Origin of the sequence: Helicobacter salomonis (assembly GCF_900197775.1) — a bacterium.
In the GTDB taxonomy this organism is placed as follows: Bacteria; Campylobacterota; Campylobacteria; order Campylobacterales; family Helicobacteraceae; genus Helicobacter; species Helicobacter salomonis.
This window is the reverse complement of the sequence record NZ_FZMA01000015.1, coordinates 18520-40245: the sequence shown is the minus strand read 5'-3', so window position 1 is coordinate 40245 and position 21726 is coordinate 18520. Positions and strand designations below refer to the sequence as shown.

General features: G+C 48.1%; 20 protein-coding genes and 1 pseudogene. 15 read left to right on the top strand and 6 right to left on the bottom strand.

Annotated elements, in window-relative coordinates:
- Window positions 1–172 precede the first annotated feature (172 nt).
- The 3 genes and pseudogenes from C6H04_RS03190 to C6H04_RS03180 all read left to right on the top strand — a co-directional run bounded on the left by C6H04_RS03190 (window position 173) and on the right by C6H04_RS03180 (window position 1513).
- Window positions 173–790, top strand: a complete 618-nt coding sequence (locus tag C6H04_RS03190) for a LysE/ArgO family amino acid transporter (RefSeq protein WP_104732310.1) — start codon at window positions 173–175, stop codon at window positions 788–790.
- A 310-nt stretch (window positions 791–1100) separates the two neighbouring features.
- Window positions 1101–1274, top strand: a pseudogene (locus C6H04_RS08305) (hypothetical protein); the annotation flags it as partial.
- A 38-nt stretch (window positions 1275–1312) separates the two neighbouring features.
- On the top strand, window positions 1313–1513 hold the full coding sequence (locus C6H04_RS03180) for a hypothetical protein (RefSeq protein WP_104732309.1): 201 nt from the start codon (window positions 1313–1315) through the stop codon (window positions 1511–1513).
- A gap of 55 nt (window positions 1514–1568) precedes the next feature.
- On the opposite strand, the gene dapF is transcribed toward C6H04_RS03180, so the two are convergent.
- Complete coding sequence (dapF, locus tag C6H04_RS03175) at window positions 1569–2354, bottom strand: diaminopimelate epimerase (protein WP_104695129.1); 786 nt, start codon at window positions 2352–2354, stop codon at window positions 1569–1571.
- A 50-nt stretch (window positions 2355–2404) separates the two neighbouring features.
- Here dapF and C6H04_RS03170 point away from each other — a divergent pair, with 50 nt between their 5' ends.
- A complete protein-coding gene (locus tag C6H04_RS03170; protein WP_104732313.1) occupies window positions 2405–3490 on the top strand; it encodes an AI-2E family transporter in 1086 nt (361 codons plus the stop codon).
- Here the strand turns inward: C6H04_RS03170 and C6H04_RS03165 are convergent.
- The 5 genes from C6H04_RS03165 to guaA form a co-directional block, all read right to left on the bottom strand.
- On the bottom strand, window positions 3438–4190 hold the full coding sequence (locus C6H04_RS03165; RefSeq protein WP_104732308.1) for a hypothetical protein: 753 nt from the start codon (window positions 4188–4190) through the stop codon (window positions 3438–3440). The genes C6H04_RS03170 and C6H04_RS03165 overlap by 53 nt on opposite strands.
- 48 nt (window positions 4191–4238) lie before the next feature.
- Complete coding sequence (locus tag C6H04_RS08110) at window positions 4239–4337, bottom strand: glutamate--tRNA ligase (protein ID WP_233709706.1); 99 nt, start codon at window positions 4335–4337, stop codon at window positions 4239–4241.
- 265 nt (window positions 4338–4602) lie between these two features.
- Window positions 4603–5394, bottom strand: coding sequence for a tetratricopeptide repeat protein (locus C6H04_RS03160; RefSeq protein ID WP_158653806.1), 792 nt, complete (start codon window positions 5392–5394; stop codon window positions 4603–4605).
- On the bottom strand, window positions 5357–5971 hold the full coding sequence (thiE, locus tag C6H04_RS03155; RefSeq protein ID WP_104732312.1) for a thiamine phosphate synthase: 615 nt from the start codon (window positions 5969–5971) through the stop codon (window positions 5357–5359). The genes C6H04_RS03160 and thiE overlap by 38 nt, the downstream gene beginning before the upstream one ends.
- Window positions 5962–7503 carry a glutamine-hydrolyzing GMP synthase gene (gene guaA, locus C6H04_RS03150; RefSeq protein ID WP_104732306.1) on the bottom strand — a complete coding sequence of 514 codons (1542 nt, stop codon included), beginning with the start codon at window positions 7501–7503 and terminating at the stop codon, window positions 5962–5964. The genes thiE and guaA overlap by 10 nt, the downstream gene beginning before the upstream one ends.
- Before the next feature lie 125 nt (window positions 7504–7628).
- On the opposite strand from guaA, the gene ccoG reads away from it, so the two are divergent.
- The 11 genes from ccoG (at window position 7629) to C6H04_RS03095 (ending at window position 21719) form a co-directional block, all read left to right on the top strand.
- Window positions 7629–9026, top strand: a complete 1398-nt coding sequence (ccoG, locus tag C6H04_RS03145; protein ID WP_104732305.1) for a cytochrome c oxidase accessory protein CcoG — start codon at window positions 7629–7631, stop codon at window positions 9024–9026.
- Between the two features lie 119 nt (window positions 9027–9145).
- A complete protein-coding gene (locus C6H04_RS03140; protein WP_104732304.1) occupies window positions 9146–9826 on the top strand; it encodes a cytochrome c3 family protein in 681 nt (226 codons plus the stop codon).
- A gap of 32 nt (window positions 9827–9858) precedes the next feature.
- The gene (locus C6H04_RS03135) at window positions 9859–11244 is read left to right on the top strand and encodes a multiheme c-type cytochrome (protein ID WP_104695213.1); all 1386 of its coding nucleotides are present in this window, start codon (window positions 9859–9861) and stop codon (window positions 11242–11244) included.
- 166 nt (window positions 11245–11410) lie between these two features.
- Window positions 11411–12595, top strand: a complete 1185-nt coding sequence (locus C6H04_RS03130) for a thiolase family protein (RefSeq protein WP_104732303.1) — start codon at window positions 11411–11413, stop codon at window positions 12593–12595.
- A gap of 14 nt (window positions 12596–12609) precedes the next feature.
- Window positions 12610–13305, top strand: coding sequence for a CoA transferase subunit A (locus C6H04_RS03125; protein WP_104732302.1), 696 nt, complete (start codon window positions 12610–12612; stop codon window positions 13303–13305).
- Window positions 13306–13923, top strand: coding sequence for a 3-oxoacid CoA-transferase subunit B (locus C6H04_RS03120; RefSeq protein WP_104695138.1), 618 nt, complete (start codon window positions 13306–13308; stop codon window positions 13921–13923). It abuts the gene before it with no gap.
- 46 nt (window positions 13924–13969) lie between these two features.
- Entirely contained in the window at window positions 13970–15880 is a 1911-nt protein-coding gene (locus tag C6H04_RS03115) for a hydantoinase/oxoprolinase family protein (protein WP_104732301.1), read from the top strand.
- A gap of 9 nt (window positions 15881–15889) precedes the next feature.
- The gene (locus C6H04_RS03110; RefSeq protein WP_104695140.1) at window positions 15890–16309 is read left to right on the top strand and encodes an acetone carboxylase subunit gamma; all 420 of its coding nucleotides are present in this window, start codon (window positions 15890–15892) and stop codon (window positions 16307–16309) included.
- Between the two features lie 9 nt (window positions 16310–16318).
- On the top strand, window positions 16319–18460 hold the full coding sequence (locus C6H04_RS03105) for a hydantoinase/oxoprolinase family protein (protein ID WP_104695141.1): 2142 nt from the start codon (window positions 16319–16321) through the stop codon (window positions 18458–18460).
- Window positions 18461–18469: 9 nt separating this feature from the next.
- Window positions 18470–20824 carry a hydantoinase B/oxoprolinase family protein gene (locus C6H04_RS03100; protein WP_199766009.1) on the top strand — a complete coding sequence of 785 codons (2355 nt, stop codon included), beginning with the start codon at window positions 18470–18472 and terminating at the stop codon, window positions 20822–20824.
- Between the two features lie 55 nt (window positions 20825–20879).
- Window positions 20880–21719 (top strand): carbon-nitrogen hydrolase family protein, encoded by an 840-nt coding sequence (locus C6H04_RS03095; protein WP_104732300.1) that lies wholly within the window; start codon window positions 20880–20882, stop codon window positions 21717–21719.
- Window positions 21720–21726 lie beyond the last annotated feature (7 nt).

Genomic DNA, 21726 nt, shown 5'->3' with positions numbered 1-21726 from the left:
TCACCTCCTTTCTTAGAGAATTGCCCTTGACATTTGTTTGTCTGGGGAAAAGGCACAGGACTCTCTTGCTTAGGTGTTAGGGAAACACTTTTAAATCTCCTTTTTTAAAATTTCCCAAAAATTCACAAACTTTATATTAAAATGGCGGCTTTAAAATGATAGGGATCAAACCATGCCATTTTTCCTAAAGGGCTTCTTTTTGTCTTTGTCGCTCATTGTGGCGATCGGGGCGCAAAACGCCTTTGTCATCAAGCAGGGCATGATCAAGAATCATATTTTTATCGTCAGCGGCATTTGCTTTATCTGTGATGTGGTCTTGATGGGGCTTGGGGTGTTTGGCGTGGGGGCGTTTTTAGCCAAAAACAAAATCTTAAACCTCCTCATCGCCTCCATTGGGATTTTGTTTGTCCTGTATTATGGCTTCCTCTCTTTAAAATCTGCATTTGCGCCCCAATCTTCCCCCAAATTTTCTAAGTCCAACCCCCTACCCCTTAAAAAAACAATTTTACTCACCCTAGCCGTAACGCTCTTAAACCCCCATGTCTATTTAGACACCGTCTTTGTCATAGGCGCGTCCGCATTGATGTTTAGCGTTGAGCAAAAGCTCCTCTTTGCCCTAGGGGCATCAACGGCATCCTGTCTGTGGTTCTTTGGTTTGGGCTATGGGGCGTTTAAATTAAGCCAAATTCTTAGCAAAATCACCAAACTACTAGACCTGCTCATCGCCCTTGTCATGTTCTTTGTAGCCTTTTCGCTGATTCGCTATGTTTGGCTTTTAGTGGGGCACTAGCCCCTCCAAGAAAACTTTATCTACGACTTTATGGAGTTGGTAAAGGTATTCAACGCAGTGCCAAGAGGGGATTTTTTATCCAAAGTATAGTTGAGGATAAGGTCAGGCATGCTCGATAGATATAAGTTGTTGTATTGCATGGCTTTTTGGGTGTGTGGTTTTAGAATTTAGGGGAAGCCAAAGGTGGGTTACTTCTTGCGGACTTATGCGATCAAGGTTAAATTGACTTTAGAGCTAGACACAGCAAAATAAAACATATAATCCTATAACTAACCCTAACTACAAAGCCCAGACCTAGTTTTGCTTTGGCTGTGCTGGGCTTGCTTATAACTGGAGTTTGGCTAAGTGGAGAGCAAATTATCAAAAGAGTATCAAATCAAACTATCTTGCCCTAAAAAAGAGTTTAACTTGCCTTCCAAGGACTAAAGAAAGGGAGCAGAATGTTCCCATTAAGAAGTCTAGCACCTATTTTAAGTGCGAATGAGGCAGTCGAGAGCATGGCACAGAACCAAAGCGTGCTCAATGCTGGGCGATACCATCGACCATGTGTCTAATAATAGCACGGCAAAGCAGATCACGGGCTTGGGGAGTGCAGTGATTGATTTGGGCATGACTCCTGATGTAGCTAGCACGGCTCTGAGTGCCGTGCTCAATAAATCACAAGTGGGGGGTAAGCCCTTCAAGAAGTGGTTTGATCAAATGGGTGAGATCACGCTGGGTTAACTCTAACATTTGGGATACTAGCATGTACTAACCGCACGCCCTAAGGCTGAACATTCTAGGACAAAAGCTTGAAGAATTTCTCTTTAAGAACAGCTCCTACAAAACGCACTTCTCCTTTGAAATAGATTCCATCGTTTCCTAGGCGCAAGTTCAAGAGTTCACCACTGGGTGGGACCAAAGTGGCCTCTGTATTATAGCCATGCTGTTTATGTGCACACACAAACACAGCCGCCATGCCCGTGCCACAGGCTAAAGTGATGTCTTCGACTCCGCGTTCATAGGTGGCTAGTTTGATGGTGTGCGGGTCTTGGATGTAGGCGATGTTGACATTGGCATTAAAGCGCACACGCAAATCTTGCATTTGGGAGGTCTTGTGCGTGGGGATTTGGCTAGGATTATCTACAAAGTGCACCAAGTGGGGCACACCCGTATCTACTAAATCCCACACCTGTCCCTCTACATTTAAACGATCTTGGATGGTGTATGTTCCTAAATTGCTTTCTACCATGCCCCAATCATCCCGACACTCTAGTACCTCTACATGGATTGCCCCTGCTGCGCTTAAAAATATGTGTTTTAAAGGGGCTAGACCTTGCTGGTAGGCATAGAGTGCCACGCAACGACTTGCATTTCCACACATAGCTGCACAGCTCCCATCGGCATTATAAAACTCCCATGTATAGGCGTGTTTATGATGGGGTAACAACACCACCAAGCCATCCGCTCCAAAACCATAATGCCGATCACAAACCTGTTTGGCTAACACGCTGCGATCGCTGGGTGTAAATTGGTGGGTGATTAAAAAATCATTGCCACTGGCGCAGTATTTGTATAGATACAAGCTTGACCTTTTTGGGTATTATTATACAAAAACCTAAGATGGGGGTTGGCATGCGTCCGGTGTATTTCTTTTGGCTCTTGTTTGGCGTTGCATTTTACTGGATGCTCTATCTTTATGAAGACTTTTTAATGGACCTGCTCATCGCTGGGTTGTTATGCGTAACCGTCTTTTGGCTCAAAGAATTTTTAGACAACTACATGCGTAATCTCTTTAGTTCTCTGCTCTGCGTGGTAGTATTGTTGAGCTTTTTAGTCCTGCCTCTCTATTTCATCGTCCATCAAAGCATTGATTTTCTCGCCCATATCAATCTTGAGAAACTCTCTTTCTTTTTCAACAAGTTCAAGGCGGATTTGCTTGTTTTCTTAGATCGTTTTCCTGCGATCAATACAGATGCCAAGAGTTTCATCTCGCATCTCTCAGCTCAATCCATTATGTCCTATGTCTTGCGTTTCAGTAGCGATATTGGTAAATACAGCTTAAAGCTGGCCAGCGACACAATGATGGTCTTAGCGTTTTTATTCCTGTGCTTTTTTTATGGTCGACGCTTTTACCACTACATTTTGGAAGTATTACCCTTTGAGCGACACCATAGCCAAAGCATCTTTAGAGAGGTGGCAGGAATTCTGCGGGTGGTCTTGCTCACCTCCATTATCAATGTTGTGTTACAAGGCGTGGCTTTTGGGGCGCTGGTGGTGTGGTTTGATTTAGATTGGCTCTCTTTGGGGATCTTATACGGGCTAGCTTCGCTCATTCCCATCGTAGGTGGTACTTTGGTGTGGATTCCTGTGGCGATTTATGAGGCCTATCGCGACAATAGCAGCACAGCGATTATCATTGCTCTCTATTCCATCATCCTCATTGGGGGCTTGATCGATAGCCTAGTCAAGCCATGGCTCATTGGGTTTATCAAACACAGAATCCTCAAAATCACCCTCAAGATTAACGAGATTTTGATCTTTTTCTCCATTTTGGCAGGCATCAGTAAATTTGGCTTTTGGGGGATCGCCGTAGGTCCTACGATTACCGCCTTTTTCATCGTGCTTTTAAGGCTTTATGAGCACTCTTTTATCAAGTCCAAAAGCCCTACCCGCGTGTATCCAACAAATTCTCCTCAAAAACAAATAGAGGCTCGATAGGACATGGGCTGGTGCTAATATGCACATTCTCAAAGCATTTAAGGGCGTACTGGTGAGTCTGTAACAGAGTTTTTGTGCTCTCATAAACCACATGCATGAACAACTCTAAAGCGGGATTGTGAAAGATAATACTCCCTTGCAAGGGCCCTAAGTGTGGGTAGAGGGCGTAAAAGTCTAAGCGTTGTTGCTTGTCCTTTTTTGGCTTGAATTGCAATAATGCTTCCTTATGGCGATCCTTGATCACAAGGCTGACCACCTGGTGTTGCAAAGAAAGTAACAGATTGCCTAAGAGCAAAAAATCCTGCTTAGTAGTGGCGTGGGCAAAATGCTGGACCAACATGTCTTTATAACCCTTAAAATCTTCCTGGGTAAACAAGGTAGGCAGGTCCTTAATGTCCAGTTTGAGGGGCGCATCTTTGAGTTGTTCCATAATTTTGGGCTGAGGGGTCAAATGAGATAACATGATCGCGCCTACGGAGCTTTTTTGCATCAATGCCCAATAGCTCTGTCCTATAACTAGGGGTTTTTGACTCTTGGTTTCTATGATTTGATTCCCCAGCTGTAACAAGTACTTTTGTGCTCCCTTTTTCTCAAGTACCTTGAGCAGTAGGGGGAGGGTGGCGTTGAATTGCTTGGGTTGATCTTTGAGCAATTCTTGGAGTTGGTTTAAGCCTAAAAGCGCGCTAATGGGATTGAGCATGGAGTAATCCCCCCGGGCACTTGGTTAATGATACCATTAGCCACGGCTCTAAAAACGCAAAACGCTCACAGAAGACACAAGAGTCGTCTTCAACCCCCCGATGTGTAAATGCCTCATGGGGGAGGGGGCAAAATGCGTTACAACCATGCTCAATCCTTTAAGCGCGAAAGTCCTACAACACGCATTCTAATACAAGCTAACTTAAAAGGGCGCGCATGCTCTGTGTCCTAGCCAGGTATTGATAGGTAGCAAAAGCTAGGGGTCTTACGGCGCAAGTGGTAGGTAATTTTAACTTACTCATGCCCAAAGCCCTCGCTAGGTGGACTTTAAAACAGCCTTCCCCAAGATAAATCCTATAGCGAGGTTTTCACCCAAACCCTAGAACGCGAAATTCAAGCTGAGATGCAGGGGATTAATGCCTAATCATGTGCCACTCCACTTTGAGCATATCGCAAGACCCTTTAAAGCCTAGATCGCAACCCTTTAGAAAGTATTTTTTAGCTTTTTTGCGACTTTTACGCACACTATGAACATCCCAATAAATCACCCCTAAACTATGGCAAGCATAGGGGTCGCCTAATTTTGCGCCCCGTTGGTAATATTTGATCGCTTGGTCTATGTCCTTGCGTACACCTAACAAACCCTGCTCATAAATCCAGCCTAAAGTGTGGTAAGCCTGCATATCCCCCATTTTGCCCGCTTTTTGGTAGTCCATGATAGCTTGCTTGGGGTTGCTACTCTCTTCGAATTGTCCACGAGCCAAATAGGCGCGCGCAACCCCCATTTGTGTCATCTTGTTTAAATAAGCCATGATTTTAGGGCGATCGTTAGCATAACCGGCCTGAAGCAACCCTTCTAAATAGGTATTTACTTGGCTCTCAGAGGGGCGTGCCACCAGCGCGCAGGCCTGCTTAGAACCTAGCTTACACGCCTTTCTAAAATAAACAACGGCTTTTGTGATATCTTTGGGCGCGCCCTCCCAATAGAGCATGCCTAATTTTTCATACGCCCGTGCACTCCCCAACTCTCCAGCCCTTTGGTAGTCCGCAAGGGCTTTTTTGATGTCTTGGGCATAGCGCGCCTTATTGCCACTCTTTAAATACGCCTCTCTAGCACACCCGCCTAATAACAACGCTCCAAAAAGCCCTAAAATCCATCGATAAGTTTTAATGCACATGCCAATTTGCCAACAAATCCTGCGCATTAGCGCGCACATCGCCCTGCCAAAGTGCGCTAATGAGCGCAACCATATCTGCATGCTTTAAGCGCGCAATATTTTGCGTATTCACCCCTCCGATCGCACACACCGGGATTTTTAAGCACGCTTTAGCACGCGCTAAGACTCCTAGGTCTATGCAGGGCGCGTTGGGTTTGCTAGGCGATTTAAAACATGCCCCAAAGGCGACATAATCTGCGCCCTGATCTTGGGCTTGTTTGGCGCGCTCTAAATCCCCATAGCAAGAGACCCCGATCACCCCCTTAAAGAGCGCGCGTGCCTCGCTTAGGGGCAAGTCTTGCTCTCCTAAATGCAAGCCCCACGCGTTGCACTCTAAGGCTAGGTAGAGGCGATCGTTGATCACAAAGCCCACGCCCTTTTGGATGCATAAATCGTTCAGTTCTTTAGCCAAGCCTAAAAGCTCCCTATCGCTACTCTGTTTATCACGCAGTTGCAAGAGACTAACCCCCCCCTCAATGGCGCGTTCGGCTAGCTTAAGTAAGTCAGGGTAGGGGGTGAGTTTGGAATCGCTGATCGCATACAGGCCTTTGAGTGTTATTCCCATTCGATCGTCCCTGGAGGCTTAGAAGTGATGTCATAGACCACGCGGTTAATCCCAGGCACCTGATTAATGATGCCATTAGCCACGCGCTCTAAAAAGTCAAAGGGCAGAGGTGCGCATCGCGCACTCATCCCATCGCTTGCCTGCACCGCTCTAAGAGCAATGGTGTTATCATAGGTGCGCTTATCCCCCATCACCCCCACAGAAAACACATTGAGCAACACGCAAAAGGCTTGCCACACTTCATGATAAAGCCCCTCAGCGTGCAAAGCGTCTATAAAAATAGAGTCGGCTTGGCGCAAGAGTTCTAGGCTGGGTGTGTTGACCTCGCCTAAAATGCGAATCGCTAGACCGGGACCAGGGAATGGGTGGCGCGCTAACATCTTTTCAGGCAGCCCTAAACGCGCTCCTAGCGCGCGCACCTCATCTTTAAAGAGTTCTCTCAAGGGTTCTAAGAGTTTGAGATTCATCTTCTCGGGCAGTCCGCCCACATTGTGGTGAGATTTGATCACCGCTGAAGGTCCTTTAGCACTCACCGATTCGATGACATCGGGGTAAAGTGTACCCTGAGCAAGCCACTTGATCGCCCCCTGCTTAGAGAGCTCTCGTGCCTTTTGTTCAAAGACTTCAATGAAGGCATGCCCGATAATCTGGCGTTTTTTCTCAGGGTCCACCACCCCCTTAAGACGGCTTAAAAATAAATCTTGCGCGTCCAGCACATGTAGGGGGATTTGCAAATCTGCAAACATGTTCGCCACTTGATCGCGCTCGCTTGCCCTTAGCAAGCCGTGATCGACAAAGACCACTTCTACTTGCCCTTTTAAAGCGCGTGCGCACAAAGCCGCAACTACGCTTGAGTCCACCCCCCCGCTCACCGCGCACAACACCCGATCACTGCCTACTTGATTTTGGATGCTTTGGATTTGCTGGGTTAAAAAATCTTGCATATTCCACTCTTGCGTGCAACCACAAAGCTGTGCGAAATTGCTCAAAATACGCCCTCCCTGCGCGCTGTGTGCAGACTCTGGGTGAAATTGTAGGCCATAAATAGGCTGATGTTTATGCGCGATTGCACAAAAGGGAGCATGCCCACTCTGGGCTAACACCTCAAAATCAGCAGGCAGGACCTCCACGCGATCCCCATGACTCATCCACACCACGCTGGAATTTTCAATCCCCGCTAACAAGGGGTGATCGTGCAGATTTTCCAAATGCGCCCTGCCAAACTCTTGGGATAATGCGCGCGCCACGCGCCCCCCCAACGCGTGCACCAACCACTGCATCCCATAGCAAATCCCCAGAAGAGGGAGATTAAGGCTAAGAATCTCAGGGTCGCAATGGTAAGCTTGCGAATCATACACGCTAGCAGGCCCTCCGCTTAAAATAATCCCTTTTGGGGCTTGTGCGCGAATCTGCTCTAGGGGGTGATTGTAGGGGTAAATTTGCGTATATACCCCACATTCGCGCAAACGCCGTGCGATGAGTTGAGTCGTCTGACTCCCAAAATCTAGGACCAAAATCTCCGGGTTTGCCATTTCTCGCCTTTGGTGTTTTTGAGGGTATTATACAGCATTAGGACGGTGGCTAGGTGCATTCCCATCTTTAAACCCCCTTAAATAAACTTTGCTAGTATGGGGCTATTTATTCTCAAGGAATTCTTATGGCAAGTGCGCCTAATCTCCCTAAGAAAACCCCCTTTGGCCGTTCATGGCGCTTTAAACGCTACTTAGTTTATGTGTGCATTAGTTTCTTGTCGGTCCTCATCCCCTTTATCCGTGTAGGTGATGGACAGATTTTCTTAATCTCTTTTGAGCACCGGCAAATCCACCTGTTGGGCAAAATTTATGGCGCTCAAGAGATGTATTTGCTCCCCTTTCTAGTGATCTTCTTATTTATCTTTATCTTTTTCATCACCTCCATGCTGGGGCGAGTGTGGTGTGGTTGGGGTTGCCCACAGACAATCTTTAGAACAATCTTGCGTGATTTGATTGAGACTAAACTTTTAGGCTTGCATGCCAAGATCACCAACAAACAACGCCCCACTCCCCCTACCGCACTCAATAAGTTGAAAAAAATCTTGGCCCTCGTGTTATTCGCGCCAGTACCCATCGCCTCGATGGCTGTATTGCTCTTTTACTTTGTCCCTCCCTTAGAGTTCTTCGCCCACATTGCTAATCCCCAAGATCATGCCCTGTTATTAGGGATTTGGGCGGCTTTGAGCGCAATCGTATTCTTAGATATCACATGGGTGCAAGAGCGTTTCTGCATTTACTTGTGTCCTTATGCGCGCGTGCAGAGTGTGCTTTTTGACAAGCATACTCTCAACCCCATTTATGATACGCGTAGGGGGGGAGTCATTTACAATGAAGCTGGTGTCAAAATTCCCCTTCTACCCCAAAGGCGCGACCCAAAGAACGAATGTGTGAGCTGTAACCACTGCGTGCATGTGTGTCCTACGCATATCGACATCCGCAAGGGTATGCAATTAGAATGTATCAACTGCTTAGAATGTGTGGACGCTTGCACTACCACAATGGGCAAAATAGGCAAGAAAAGCCTCGTCAACTGGTCTTCTAGTCAAGCACAAGCTACACAAAGCCCCGTGAAGTTCTGGCGAGCGAAGACTTTGGGTTATGTGGGGGTGTTATTGATCGTGGTGGGCGTAGTGGTGGTGGGCTCTCTCAAAAAAGCCCCCATGATTTTAGACATCACCCATGGGGGGCAGTTATACGCCTTGCATGGGGAGTTTGTGGATAATAGCTACCTCTTTTTGTTTCAAAATACGAGCAATAGGCCCCACGCCTACACTTTTAATGTAGACGATCCCAATATCAGCATTTTGCGCCCTACAGGCACGCTTAATGTCGATCCACAGGGCAAATTGAAGGTAGTGGTGATTTTGCGTATGCCCTTGCAAAAAGCTAAGGAAGCGTATTTAACCCATGAAGTGACCCAAGCCAAAAAGGGCATTTTACCCATCACGATCAAGGCTTATAGTATGGATGATCCCAGTATCGTTTTAGAGCAAAAAACGATCTTTATCGTGCCTCATTTTTGACAACTGGAGGAGGGATAATAGACTTTTTTACTCACAATTAAGACTTTTTAGCCCATTGATTCTTTACTGGTTAACCTTGTTGTGCAATCCTTTCGAGTATTGTTGATGACGAGGAAGCAATGGATATTGTAGAAACTCTCAAAGGCAAAAGATATCTTCTATTTTGGATATTTGTAGGGGGTTGTATGGCGGGCGTTTTTTTGAGCGTTTTGACCGTGCAAGCCGTAGAGTGGACAGCTGACGATAAGTTTTGTGGAATCTGTCATATTATGAAACCCGAAATAGACGCTTACCACCTAGACAAACACGGGGGCAATAATGCCGTGGGTTTCAAGGCCAGATGTGTGGATTGCCATTTGCCCCACAACAATGTAGTTAGCTACTTTGTGCGTAAGGCGATCTTGGGCATGGAAGATGTCTATGGGAATGTCTTTAAGGACCCCAACAAGCTTGATTGGGAGAAAAACCGCCGTCGCGCCACCGAATATGTCTTTGATTCGGGCTGTTTGCACTGCCATAGCAGTTTGATGCGCGCCACTTCTTCGAATATGAAGTCTTTTTTGCCCCACCGGGATTATTTTGAGGGACTTAGCCAAAAGAAGTGTGTGGAATGCCACTTAGATGAGGTGGGACATAAAAATCTAGGATTACATTTAAGGGAATATCTCAAAGACAATTACGAGCCCTACCCTAGGGATTTTGTGATCGATGGCAAACAAGTGCCCATCAATGCAGAAGATAGTACTAAGCACGCGATCCAAGAGATCGTCCATCCCGATCAAACCCTTAGCAAGGAGTGATGATGTTGTTAATCCACTACAAGGAGATCGCCATGCTTGCTTCTAAGACTAAGTGCTATGCGTTCTTGGTCTTGATACTCAGCGTAGTATTAGGGGTTTTGAATGCACACCCTCAAGGGGGAACTAGTGTGGATAACGCCATGGATGTGCAGTTGCCTTTGAAGACTTTTAGAGATATGAAAGCGGAAGCCAAGGGTTGTATTGAATGCCATGCTAAGAAGAACCCGGGCATTGTCGCTGATTGGAAAATGAGTCGGCATGCCCATGCGGGGGTGAGCTGTATTGACTGCCACGGGGTTACCAGAGATAGCCCCATGCTCACCATGGATGGGCATGAAGGCTCTAAAGTGCCTATTTCTGTGTTGGTCTCCACCAATACATGTGGTAAGTGCCATGAGAAAGAAACGATGGAATTTAGACATAGCGGGCATGCTAGAGGGGCGGTGCAAGTTTGGGCAAAGGCGAGTATGCGCGATCTGATGGAACTTGTGGAGGGGCGCGGGCATCCTGACCTCAAACATGCCCCTGAAGCCACCGGGTGTATCCAGTGCCATGGATCCATTATTAAGCTAGATAAAAACAGACGCCCCACCCCGGAGACTTGGCCCACTTATGGCATTGGCACGGCTTTTCCCGATGGGTCTGTGGGCAATTGCGCCAGTTGCCACAGCGCGCATAAATTCAGTTTAGCAGAGGCTAGAAAACCCGCCGCATGTGCGAGTTGCCACTTAGGTCCCGATCACCCCGATATTGAGATTTACAACAATTCCATGCACGGGCATATCTTTAATTCTGAGGGAAATACATGGAATTTTGATGCCGCACCCGGGACTTGGAAAGTGCCCGATTTTAGAGCTCCTACCTGCGCGACATGCCACATGAGCGGTAATTCTAAAAGCCCTGTAACCCATAATGTGAGCCGCCGCTTGAAATGGAATCTCTTCATGCCCTTGAGCAGACTCAGAACGGGCGGATTTGAAACCGCTAGCGATGCCTACATGGATAATTATCGGATTACCCATGGCAATCCTTTGGCGGGCAATCCTAAAGGCCCTGAAGCTGCGCGCGCGGAAATGAAAGCGGGCTGCGTCGATTGCCATAACTCCACCCACATCGACAATTTCTTTACGATGGCGGATAAAAATATCTTGCTCTACAATGAGTATTACAATGAGGCACTCAAAATGAAAGAGGGGCTTGCCAAGAAAAATTTGTTGGACAAAGACATGTGGAATGACGAATTCCAGCGCATTTTCTACCATCTCTGGCACCATGAAGGTCGCCGTATGCGACAAGGGGGAATTATGGGCGGTCCTGATTTCTCCCACTGGCATGGGGTCTTTGAGCTCCAACAAGACATCAGAAAATTGCGCAAGATCTACGCCAAACGCCTCAAAACAAACCAAATTGAGGATTAGGCGAGCACACGAGGGAAGCATTCCCTCGTGCCCACTGCGCTAGCACTCTGATGTGTTTTATGTTACTAAATGTAAATTGTAAGGTGTCTATTTTAGGCCATTCTGAACTTTACTATTCGATGGTTTGCTTTGACATGTGAGAATGAACCTAAAAGTTAAGGATGTGATGGTGGCGATAAAGGAAGTTTACATTTACAGCGCGAAACGCAGTCCTATTGGCTCTTTTAATGGGAGTTTGTCGAGTATACCCGCTACAACGCTGGGGAGTGTGGTTGCTAGAGAGGCGTTTAATGCGAGTGGGTTTGATGCCTCTTTGCTAGACTTGTGCATTGTGGGGAATGTGATCAGCGCGGGGCTCAAACAGGCCCCGGCTAGGCAGGTGGCTTTGAACGCTGATTTACCTAAGTCTGTAGGTTGTTTGCTGGTCAATGAGGCTTGTGGGTCGGGTCTGCGCGCCGCTATGCTGGGGGCTAGCGACATCGCTTTAGGGCGCTCTCAAGTCGTCTTGGCCGGCGGTATAGAAAACATGAGTCTAGCACCCCATCTACTCATGGGGAGTCGCATAGGTTTTAAGATGGGCGATGCCAAACTTGAGGACAGTCTTTTCAAAGATGGCTTGCAAGATGCCTACCAAAAGGCTCTGATGGGAGATTTTGCTGAAGGTTGTGCCAAAACACACCAGTTAAGCCGTGCCCAGCAAGATGCCTTTGCTAAGCACAGCTATGAGAAGGCCCTGAAAGCCATTGAGAATAAGGCTTTTGAAGCCGAAATAGTGCCCATTGGCGTGCCAAGCAGAAAGGGGGAGGTGCTGGTTAGTGTGGACGAAGAGCCGGGTCGTGTGGATTTTGAGAGGGGCTTAAAACTCAGGCCTGCCTTTGATAAAGAGGGCACGATTACTGCTTTTAATGCGAGCAAAATTAGCGATGGAGCGAGCATGCTCGTATTAGCCAGCAAAGATTTAGCCCAAGACACTTCAAGTAAACCCTTGGCCAAAATTGTAGATTACAACTCTTTCAGCCATGACCCACATCTTTTCCCCGTAGCCCCGGCCCCGGCTATCCGCAACCTCTTAGAGCGCAATCACAAGAAAGTTAGCGACATCGATTTATATGAAATTAGCGAGGCTTTTGCAGTGGTCGGCGCGCTTACCCAAAGGGATTTGGGCTTGGACGATGCGCAGGTCAATGTGCATGGTGGGGCGATTGCTTTGGGTCATCCCATTGGGGCCAGTGGAGCAAGATTACTCACTACCTTAGTGCATGCTTTGCATACGCATGACAAATACTTGGGTGTGGTGTGTTTGTGCGTGGGCGGAGGTGAGGCGGTGGCGATGCTCATTGAGCGACTCTAGCATTAAGGAAGTGTATGAATAAGGTGGTAGGCAGTATTGAGGAGGCTATTGCAGGCGTGAAAGATGGCATGACCATCATGTTTGGGGGGTTTGGGCTGTGCGGGATACCAGAGAATTCTATTTTGGCGCTCAGTAAAAGCGGAGTGAAAGATATTACCTGTATTTCTAACAATCCGGGTGTAGATGATTTTGGGCTGGGGTGGTTGGTGAAAAATAAGCAGATCAAAAAGATGATCGCCAGTTATGTGGGCGAAAACGCTACCTTTGAACAGCAATTCTTACAAGGCGAGGTAGAAGTTGAGTTTAATCCGCAAGGCACCTTAGCCGAACGAATCCGCGCAGGCGGAGCAGGGATTCCGGGTTTTTACACACCTACGGGGGTGGGCACCATTATTGCCCAGGGTAAGGAGCATAAGGACTTTAATGGGCGCACTTACATTTTAGAAACAGCTCTCAAAGCAGATTTTGCCTTTATCAAAGCCCAAAAGGCAGATACCTATGGCAATCTTATTTTCAACAAAACAGCGATGAATTTCAATCCCATGATGGCCAAAGCGGCTCAAGTAACCGTGGTCGAAGTGGAGGAAATTGTGGAATTGGGGGAGTTGGATCCTAACTTTATCCATGTCCCTGGAGTGTTCGTGGATCGTATTTTCAAGGGGCAATTTGAAAAGCGAATCGAACAGCTCACACTCAAAAAGGGAGAATAGATGGATTACAATAGCATGGGTTGGAACCGCCAACAGATGGCACAAAAGGCGGTCGAGGATATTAAAGACGGGTACTCCATCAATCTAGGTATTGGGATTCCCACTCTAGTAGCCGATTTTATCCCTAAAAATATCAGTGTCATGCTACAGAGTGAAAATGGTATGCTGGGCATGGGACCGTTCCCTACCCAAGGGCAGGTGGATCCAGATTTGATCAACGCGGGTAAGCAGACGATCACACAAAGCCCCGGCGCGAGTTATTTTAGCTCGGCGGAGAGTTTTGCAATGATTCGCGGGCAGCATATAGACTTGACTATTCTAGGAGCGATGGAGGTCTCAGCCCAGGGGGATTTAGCCAGCTGGATGGTGCCGGGCAAATTGGTAAAGGGAATGGGGGGGGCGATGGACTTGGTGGCCAGCGCAAAAAAAGTCATCGTGCTCATGCAGCACACAGATAAAAAGGGCAATCTGAAATTAGTCAAAGAGTGTTCCCTACCTCTTACAGGACCTAGGTGCGTGTCTAAAGTCATCACCAACTTAGGTGTATTTGAAGTCAAGGGGGGGCAGTTCGTTCCTTTGGAACTAGCACCGGGTGTGGATAACCCGCCCCTGCCCTAGCCTTCTGGTGTAGATTTTACAAGCAATCTCAAGAAAAGGAGTTAAGTTGAAGTACTTGGTCAATTTAGACAATGGTGGCACGCTGACAGATATTTGCGTGGTGAGTGGGTCTGAGGTGACTTACACCAAAACCCTCACCACTCCTGTGGATTTATCTGAGTGTTTTTTCAAAGGAATCACCAAGGCGAGTGAAGAAATTTATGGCAAGGATGGGTTTACTAAATTATTACACACAACCGAGCTGATCCGTTATTCCTCCACTCAGGGTACCAATGCACTTGTGGAGCGCAAGGGTCCTAAATTGGGTCTCATCACCGATGACCCACACCTGCACGCCAAGCTTACTAAGACCTCTCACCAACAGGATCTATTTGATAGCCTTGTGGGAGCGCGCCTAGCACTTTTGGAGCACATCCACGATTCCCAGCAGATGGAAGCGGAACTAGTGAGTGCGGTCAACACCCTTACCAATAAGGGGGCTGAGCGATTGGTAGTGGCGATCAAGGATCGTGCTATGGAAAAATCGTTTAAACATGTCTTCCTGTTGCAATTCCCTAGGCATTTACTGGGTTCTGTGCCCGTGCTTTTCTCGTGGGAATTCACACATGACACTAGTCGAGTAAGACGCATTTGGTCGGCCCTACTCAATAGCTTTTTGCACCCCACGATGGAGCGCTTTTTGTATTCCGCAGAACACCGTCTCAAGGCCCACAAGGTTAAAAACCCCCTGCTAATTTATCGCAATGATGGGGCTTCTTCACGGGTGGCTAAATCGGTGGCACTCAAAACCTATTCGTCAGGGCCTAGAGGGGGCATTGAGGGCACAAAAGCCCTGGCCAAAGCCTATGGCTTTAACCATGTCTTAATGGTGGATGTGGGGGGCACTACCTCCGATGTGGGGGAAGTAGAGGCGCATAAAATTAAAACCGAGAGGCGTGGGACTGTCGAGGGCATTCAGATTTCTTTTGAGTTGAGCGATGTGAGGTCCTTTGGAGTGGGTGGAGGCTCTATCTTACGCGTAGATGACAAGGGTGCGATCACGGTTGGCCCTGATAGCGTGGGTGCTGCACCTGGACCTGCCTGTTTTGGCTTCGGGGGCACAGAAGCTACCATGACCGATGTCAATGTCGCCCTGGGTGTGATTGATCCAGATACCTACTTGAATGGACAGCAGAAATTAGACAAGCAACGCGCGATTCAAGCCATCACCGAAAAAATTGCTAAACCTTTAGGGGTGAGCCTAGAAGAGGCTCTTTTTGCGATGGAAGAGGCTTATGGGGAGCATTTAGCTGCGTGCTTAAAAGATCATGTGCAAAAAGACACCGTACTGGCAGCCTTTGGGGGCGGAGGGCCTATGAGTGCGTGTTTGGCTGCGCGTAAAGCGGGGATTAAGCGCGTGATCGTGCCCAAGTTAGCCGCCGTGTTTTCAGCCTATGGGATTAGCTTTTCTGATGTGGCTCAAACTTTTGAACGCGACATTACGGATTTAGACAAATCTGAAGTAGAAGCTATCCAAGCACAGATGCAGGAGCAAGCCAAGCGACACATGTATCAAGAGGGCTATAACTGGAATGAGTGCAAACACGAGTGGAAAGTAATTGTGGAAAATGCCGATGGCTCTGAAAACCATACAACCCACTTGGACGACACCGCTCAAATCGATAAGGATCAAAAACGCATTTTGGCTTACCATGTGCGCTATGAGCTCTCTCATCCCAGTCTACACGCCAGCTTGCCCAAATACACCACCACGGCTAAAGTGAATAGCAGCCGTGAGGTGATCGAAGAGAAGGGTCTGCACCATAATCCGGTCGTAGTGTTATTAGACCAAAAAACCGGCGCACATATGGAAGGGCCTGCCATTGTGGAGGGGCCTTTCTTCACTGCGAGAGTGCCTGAAGGGTGGAGCTTGCTCGTAACCGACAATGGCGATTTGATTTTAGAAGACAAAGCTTAAGGAGTAAACATGCGTGTTCCCATGACCGAGTATTTGATGATTGACCTGCACAGTGAAAGATGGCTATGCCGCATCTGTGGCCATGATTTTGGCAATGCGAGGGATACCTACAAAAAAGGCACCCTCATTTACGATCGCAATCCTGAGGAAATCCATCCTCCCATTTTGGACCCCAAACGCTATCAGTACACTTTTTCGCCTGATCCCAAGTTCTGCCGAATTTATGAGTATTACTGCCCCACCTGTGGAACTCAGATCGAAACCGAATATGTCCCCCCCCACTACCCTCCCACTATCGATATGCTCTGGGACATTGACGACTTAAAAAGGCGCTGGAAAGAAATCGGAGAAGACCCTGAAACTTCCGTGCAATATGGCCCAGGCGAAAATGCGCAAGCAGACCTGCGCGCCAAGTTTGATAAAAAATAAGGAGCTCCCATGAAACGCATCTCTGTAGACATTGGCGGGACTTTCACAGATTGTTTCTTTGCCTGGGATGGAAAATACATCGAGTCTAAATCACTCACCACGCACCACAATCTCTCTTTGGGTTTTAACGCTGCTTTGGACAATGCGTGCAAAATGGCAGGTCTCACTAGAGAACAAGTGCTCAAAGAAGTGGATAGTGTGCGTTACGCCACGACTTTGGGCACGAATGCCTTGATTGAGGGCAAGGGTCCGCGTGTGGGCGCGATTGTTACCCATGGCTTTGAAGACACCATCCATCTCTCACGAGGCAAGGGCTATGGCGAGGGCTTAGATGTTACAGAACAGGGCAACATGCCCAACGCTCAACGCCCTGACCCCATTGTGCCCAGGCGTATGGTGCGCTCTGTTAAAGAGAGGGTGGATAGTGTGGGGGAGATTTTGGTCCCTTTGCAAAAAGAAGATGTCAGAAAACAGGTGCGCGATTTGGTGGATAATGGCGCGCAAGCCATTGTAGTTGCGTTGACTAATGCCACCGAAAACCCCAGCCATGAGCAACTGGTGTTAGAAACTATCTTAGAGGAATACCCCGCCCACGAATTGGGAGCAATCCCTGTAATTTTAAGCTCCCAAGTTTCAGGCCGTAAGGGTGAGTATGTCCGCGCTAATACGACCATTATTGATGCTTTCCTCTATGAAATCATGTTCCATGCTCTAAGCCAACTCAGCTCTAACCTGCGTGATAGTGGGTATGGCAAACCCATGCTAGTAATTCACAATAGTGGGGGAATGGCGCAGAGTAACTCCACAGATAGTCTGCAAACCATTCACTCAGGACCCGTGAGTGGGGTGAGTGCCTCCCAACACCTCTCAGAAGCTACAGATATTGGGAATGTAGTGTGTATGGATATGGGAGGGACCTCTTTTGATATTGGGATTTTGCCCAAGGGTGGGGTGAAACACTACGATTTTCAACCCGTAATTTGTCGTTGGCTGGTTACTTTGCCCATGATCCATCTTAACACTCTAGGAGCGGGGGGGGGATCAATTGCCACCTACGATCGCATTCACCAAGCGGTCAAAATTGGACCTGAGAGTGCGGGTTCTGACCCAGGACCTGCTTGCTACGATCGGGGCGGACTCAACCCCACGGTGACCGATGCCGACTTGCTTTTGGGCTATTTGGACCCAGATAATTATGCGAATGGGGTGATCAAGCTCAATCCTAAACGCTCTAAATTTGTGATTGAAGATAAGCTCTGCGACGCCTTAGATTTAGATGTGATTGAAGTGTCTAAGGTGATTAAACGCACTGTGGACGAGCAAATGGCAATCGGTATTGAAATGGAATTGCGCAAAAATGGGGGTAATGTAGATGAATTTACCATGGTCGCCTATGGGGGCAATGGTCCTTTGCATGCCTGTGGAATTGCCTACCACGCTGGGATCAATAAAATCCTATTCCCCCCATTTGCCTCCGTGTTCTCCGCCCTTGGGGCAGGGAATATGAAGCCCTTGCACATCCATGAGCGCAGTGGTTATATTGTGCTCTATGAACCCATTGAACGCAAACTCTTTGACGAATACGATCGCATGAACGAATACATCGAAGAATTGGAAAGACGCGGCAAGGAGGATTTACGCCGTCAGGGTTATGATATTTCTGGGGTGCAACACCGCTTGGAAATGGATATGCGCTATGGTAACCAGAGGGTTACCACTTCGGTCGTGCTCGATATTAACCGCTTTAATCATGTGGGGGATGTCTTGCGAGCCATCCGCACTTTCTCAGATGTCTATGCTAAACGCTATGGCAAGGGGGTAGAAGCTCCAGAGGCGGGCGTGCGTGTGCAAACCGTGCGCGTAGCGACCTACATTGAAACTGATGTAGTGCATTTCAAGGAGCTCTATTCTGATCATAAAAGACGCGTCCCTACCGCCAAAAGCACGCGCAAGGTGCACTATGTCGATGAGAAAGATCCCATCGAAACGCCTATCTACGATGAAAGTGTCTTGAATGCGGATTATGTGATCCATGGTCCTGCCATCATCACCACCAAGAGCACAACATACCTCATCGAGAAGAACTGGCGCGTAGAGCCCACCCCTCAAGGGGCGGTTTGGTTGCTTAAAGACGATGTCAATGCCAAATAAGGAGAGAAAATGAAAAAACAAGGAACTCATGTAGAAGCCCACAAACACCCCCATGCCCACAGCCACCACGGGCACGCCCCAAAAAAGGAATTAAGTGCAGAGGAGCAAGCATGGGTGGATGATTTTATGAACGAAACCACTTTATTTTTAGGCCCTGATCCAGCGATCATGCGCCACCACTCCATTGCTAAACGCACCCCTCTGGAGGAGGAGGTACTCAAAAAAGGAGGCAATCCCTTGCTTTACGATCGCATCCGCAGGCGCTTGAGCGGATCGTTAGATGAAGCCTTTGAGATGTGCGAGAGCATGGGGGCGGCTCCGGGGGCCAAATGGGCAGACCTCTCTGTAGCAGTTTACACTGCTAGTGGAGATGTGTGCTATATGTCCAATCGCGGGGTGATCGCCTTTGCAGCCGTGTTGCACCACCCGATTCGCTACATTATGAAGTATTGGAAGGACGAACCCACCGTGGGTATTCATGAGGGAGATGGCTTTTTCCATAACGATGCACGCTTTGGATGCGTACACAACACAGATCAATCCATGTTAACCCCTGTGATTCGCAATGGCGAGATCATCGCTTGGGTGGGGGCGACTATTCACGAGGGGGAAAATGGAGCATGTGAACCCGGAGGCATGCCTTCAGGCTCTGAAACTCCCTTCGATGATGGTCTGCGCGGAAGCCCCATGAAAATTGTCGAACGGGGTAAATTGCGCCGTGATCTGTTGACTTTCTTGCAACACTCCACCCGCGATCCTAAACTAATGCTCGCTGACATTAAGGTCAAAATGGGGGCGGTGCGCCGAGTCATGGACATTGTGGATCGCATGATCGATGAATACGGGATTGATGCCTTTGTAGGGGCAATTCGCATGACCGTTGAGGATGTGGAAAATGAAGTGCGCCGCCGTATCGCTGCCATGCCTGATGGCATCGTTACCGTGCAGCAGTTTGTCGATTCCACCCTCAAGGAAAACATTTTAATCAAGTTTGCTTGCAAAATCACGGTAAAGGGTGATCACATGACCGTGGATTTAAGAGGCTCTGGCAAAGAGATTATCAACCGCGCCATCAACTCTCCTCTAGCATCCACTAAGGCATTTTTTGCTCAAGCGATTTTAAACCACTGGTGGCCTGATTTGCCCCGCTCCACTGGGGCGCTCTCCCCCATTGAGATCATCTCAGATGAGGGCACTTGGGGGGATTGTTCTTACGATGCGCCCAATGGGCAGAACTTGCAAGCTTCCTTTAGGGCATTTAGTGCCTTGCAGATTGCCTATGCCAAATTGCAATTCTCTATGCACACCAAGTACGCCAATGTCCTAGCCCCTTGGTTTAACCAGATCAACGACTTTTTATGGGGCGGGGAAACTCAGCATGGTGAACAGGTGGGAAATCTGTGCGCTGATCTCAATGGCATGGGTGGTGGTGCGAAAGCCTTTAGAGATGGCGAGGACGCAGTCGCTCCACTTTTCTGCGCGATGGCGGATATTGGCGAACAAGAGGTAATGGAAGAAGAAGTGCCTTTCTTGCAGTTGGTGAGCAAGCGCGTGGTGCGTGATAACCAAGGCTTTGGAAAATACCGCGGTGGCATGGGCTATGAGATGATTGTAGCTGCGCGCAACACGCCTGAATGGGGCTTCATGACTGTAACTTCTGGGGCAAAATTTTCTAGTGTGCCCGGACTCTTCGGAGGCTATGGGTGCGCCACCTACCCCTTAGCCATGGTCAAGGGAATCAATATCTTTGAGATCATCAAAAAGAACCCTGAAGAGTTTGATCTATCTATGGAACGCGTGATGAATGAGCGCCCCTTTGAAGGTGGAGTTTACACAACTTATCACATGGGCTTGCAATTTGACCGCTCCCAAGAGGGTGAACTTTACATGATTTCGCAAGGCTGTGGTGGGGGTTATGGAGATGTGCTCGAGCGCGACCCTGAACTAGTGATGGAGGACTTGCAAATAGGGCGTATCTCTGAGCATGTGGCTTCTAATATCTATAAGGTGGTTTGGGATAAGGAAACCTTTGTAGTCGATGAGGAGGCTACGCGAAAATTGCGTGCTGATGAGCGCAAAGCCCGTCTCAAGAGAGGCTTACCCTATGATGAGTTTGTGAAAAAGCATGTCAAAGACGAGCCTCCCAAAGACCTGCTCTATTATGGTTCTTGGGGCGAGGAAAACCCAGAAGAACTCATCGCGACCGTGTGGGATCACCATGGCCCTAAACGCGTTAAAGGTAAAGTTAAAGACATTCCCCTCGTGGTAGTGCCCAACCGCCATGTCCTCAAAATTGCCCAGCTGGAAAAAAGGGTGCAGGAACTAGAGGAAAAATGTGGTGAGGTGCATCACAAATTGGTGTGATTTGGTTTTTAAGGGAGGGGGTCGGCTTTTGATCTGAGACTTTTAGGAGGTCAAGATGGCAAGAGAAATTATAGCCGGTGTGGTGCAAATGCAAGCCCTTTCTTTTGCAAGCGCGCAGAATTTAGAGAGAGCCTTAGGTTTAGCCAAAGAGGCACACCAACAGGGGGCACAGCTCCTTGTTTTCCCTGAGTTATTTGATAGTGGGTATTGTGTGCACCCTAAGGATAGGGAGCTAGCTAGCTCTTTGGGAGATTTGAGCGCGCCCACTTTGCAAGCCCTACAGCGTTTTGTTGAGCAGAGCGGGGTCGTGGTGGTGGGGTGTGGAATCGAGAAGGAGGGGATACATCTATATGATAGTGCCTATATTCTCTCTCCTGAAGGACTTGTAGGAAAATACCGCAAAATCTATTTATGGGGAGATGAGATCGATCGCTTTGAGCGAGGGGATTCTTACCCTATTTTCACACTCGATTTAGGGGGAGTGCGCGTAAAAGTAGGCTTGCAGATTTGTTATGAGGTGGGCTTTCCTGAAGGCTCAAGAGCCCTAGCTTTACAAGGGGCAGAGGTAGTGATCTTTACTGCCGCTTTTAGTCGCAGGAGAGGCTATGCATGGGATTTAGGGAGTAGAGCGCGCGCCCTAGAAAATGGGGTGTTTGTGCTCGCTTCCAATCGTAGTGGGAGTGAGGAGCACCCCTATAGCCACCACCATTTGGAATTTGCGGGGCGCTCTAGGATTATCAATCCCATGGGGGATCTTTTATGCGAGGCTAGCGGTGGGCTGGATGAGGTGCTGGTAACTAAGCTGAATTTAGAAGAGGTAGCTAGACAGAGAGAGGAGATTCCTTATTTGAGGGATTTAAATTTAGTGCACGCCTTAAAAACACAGGTATCTTAAAGGGACG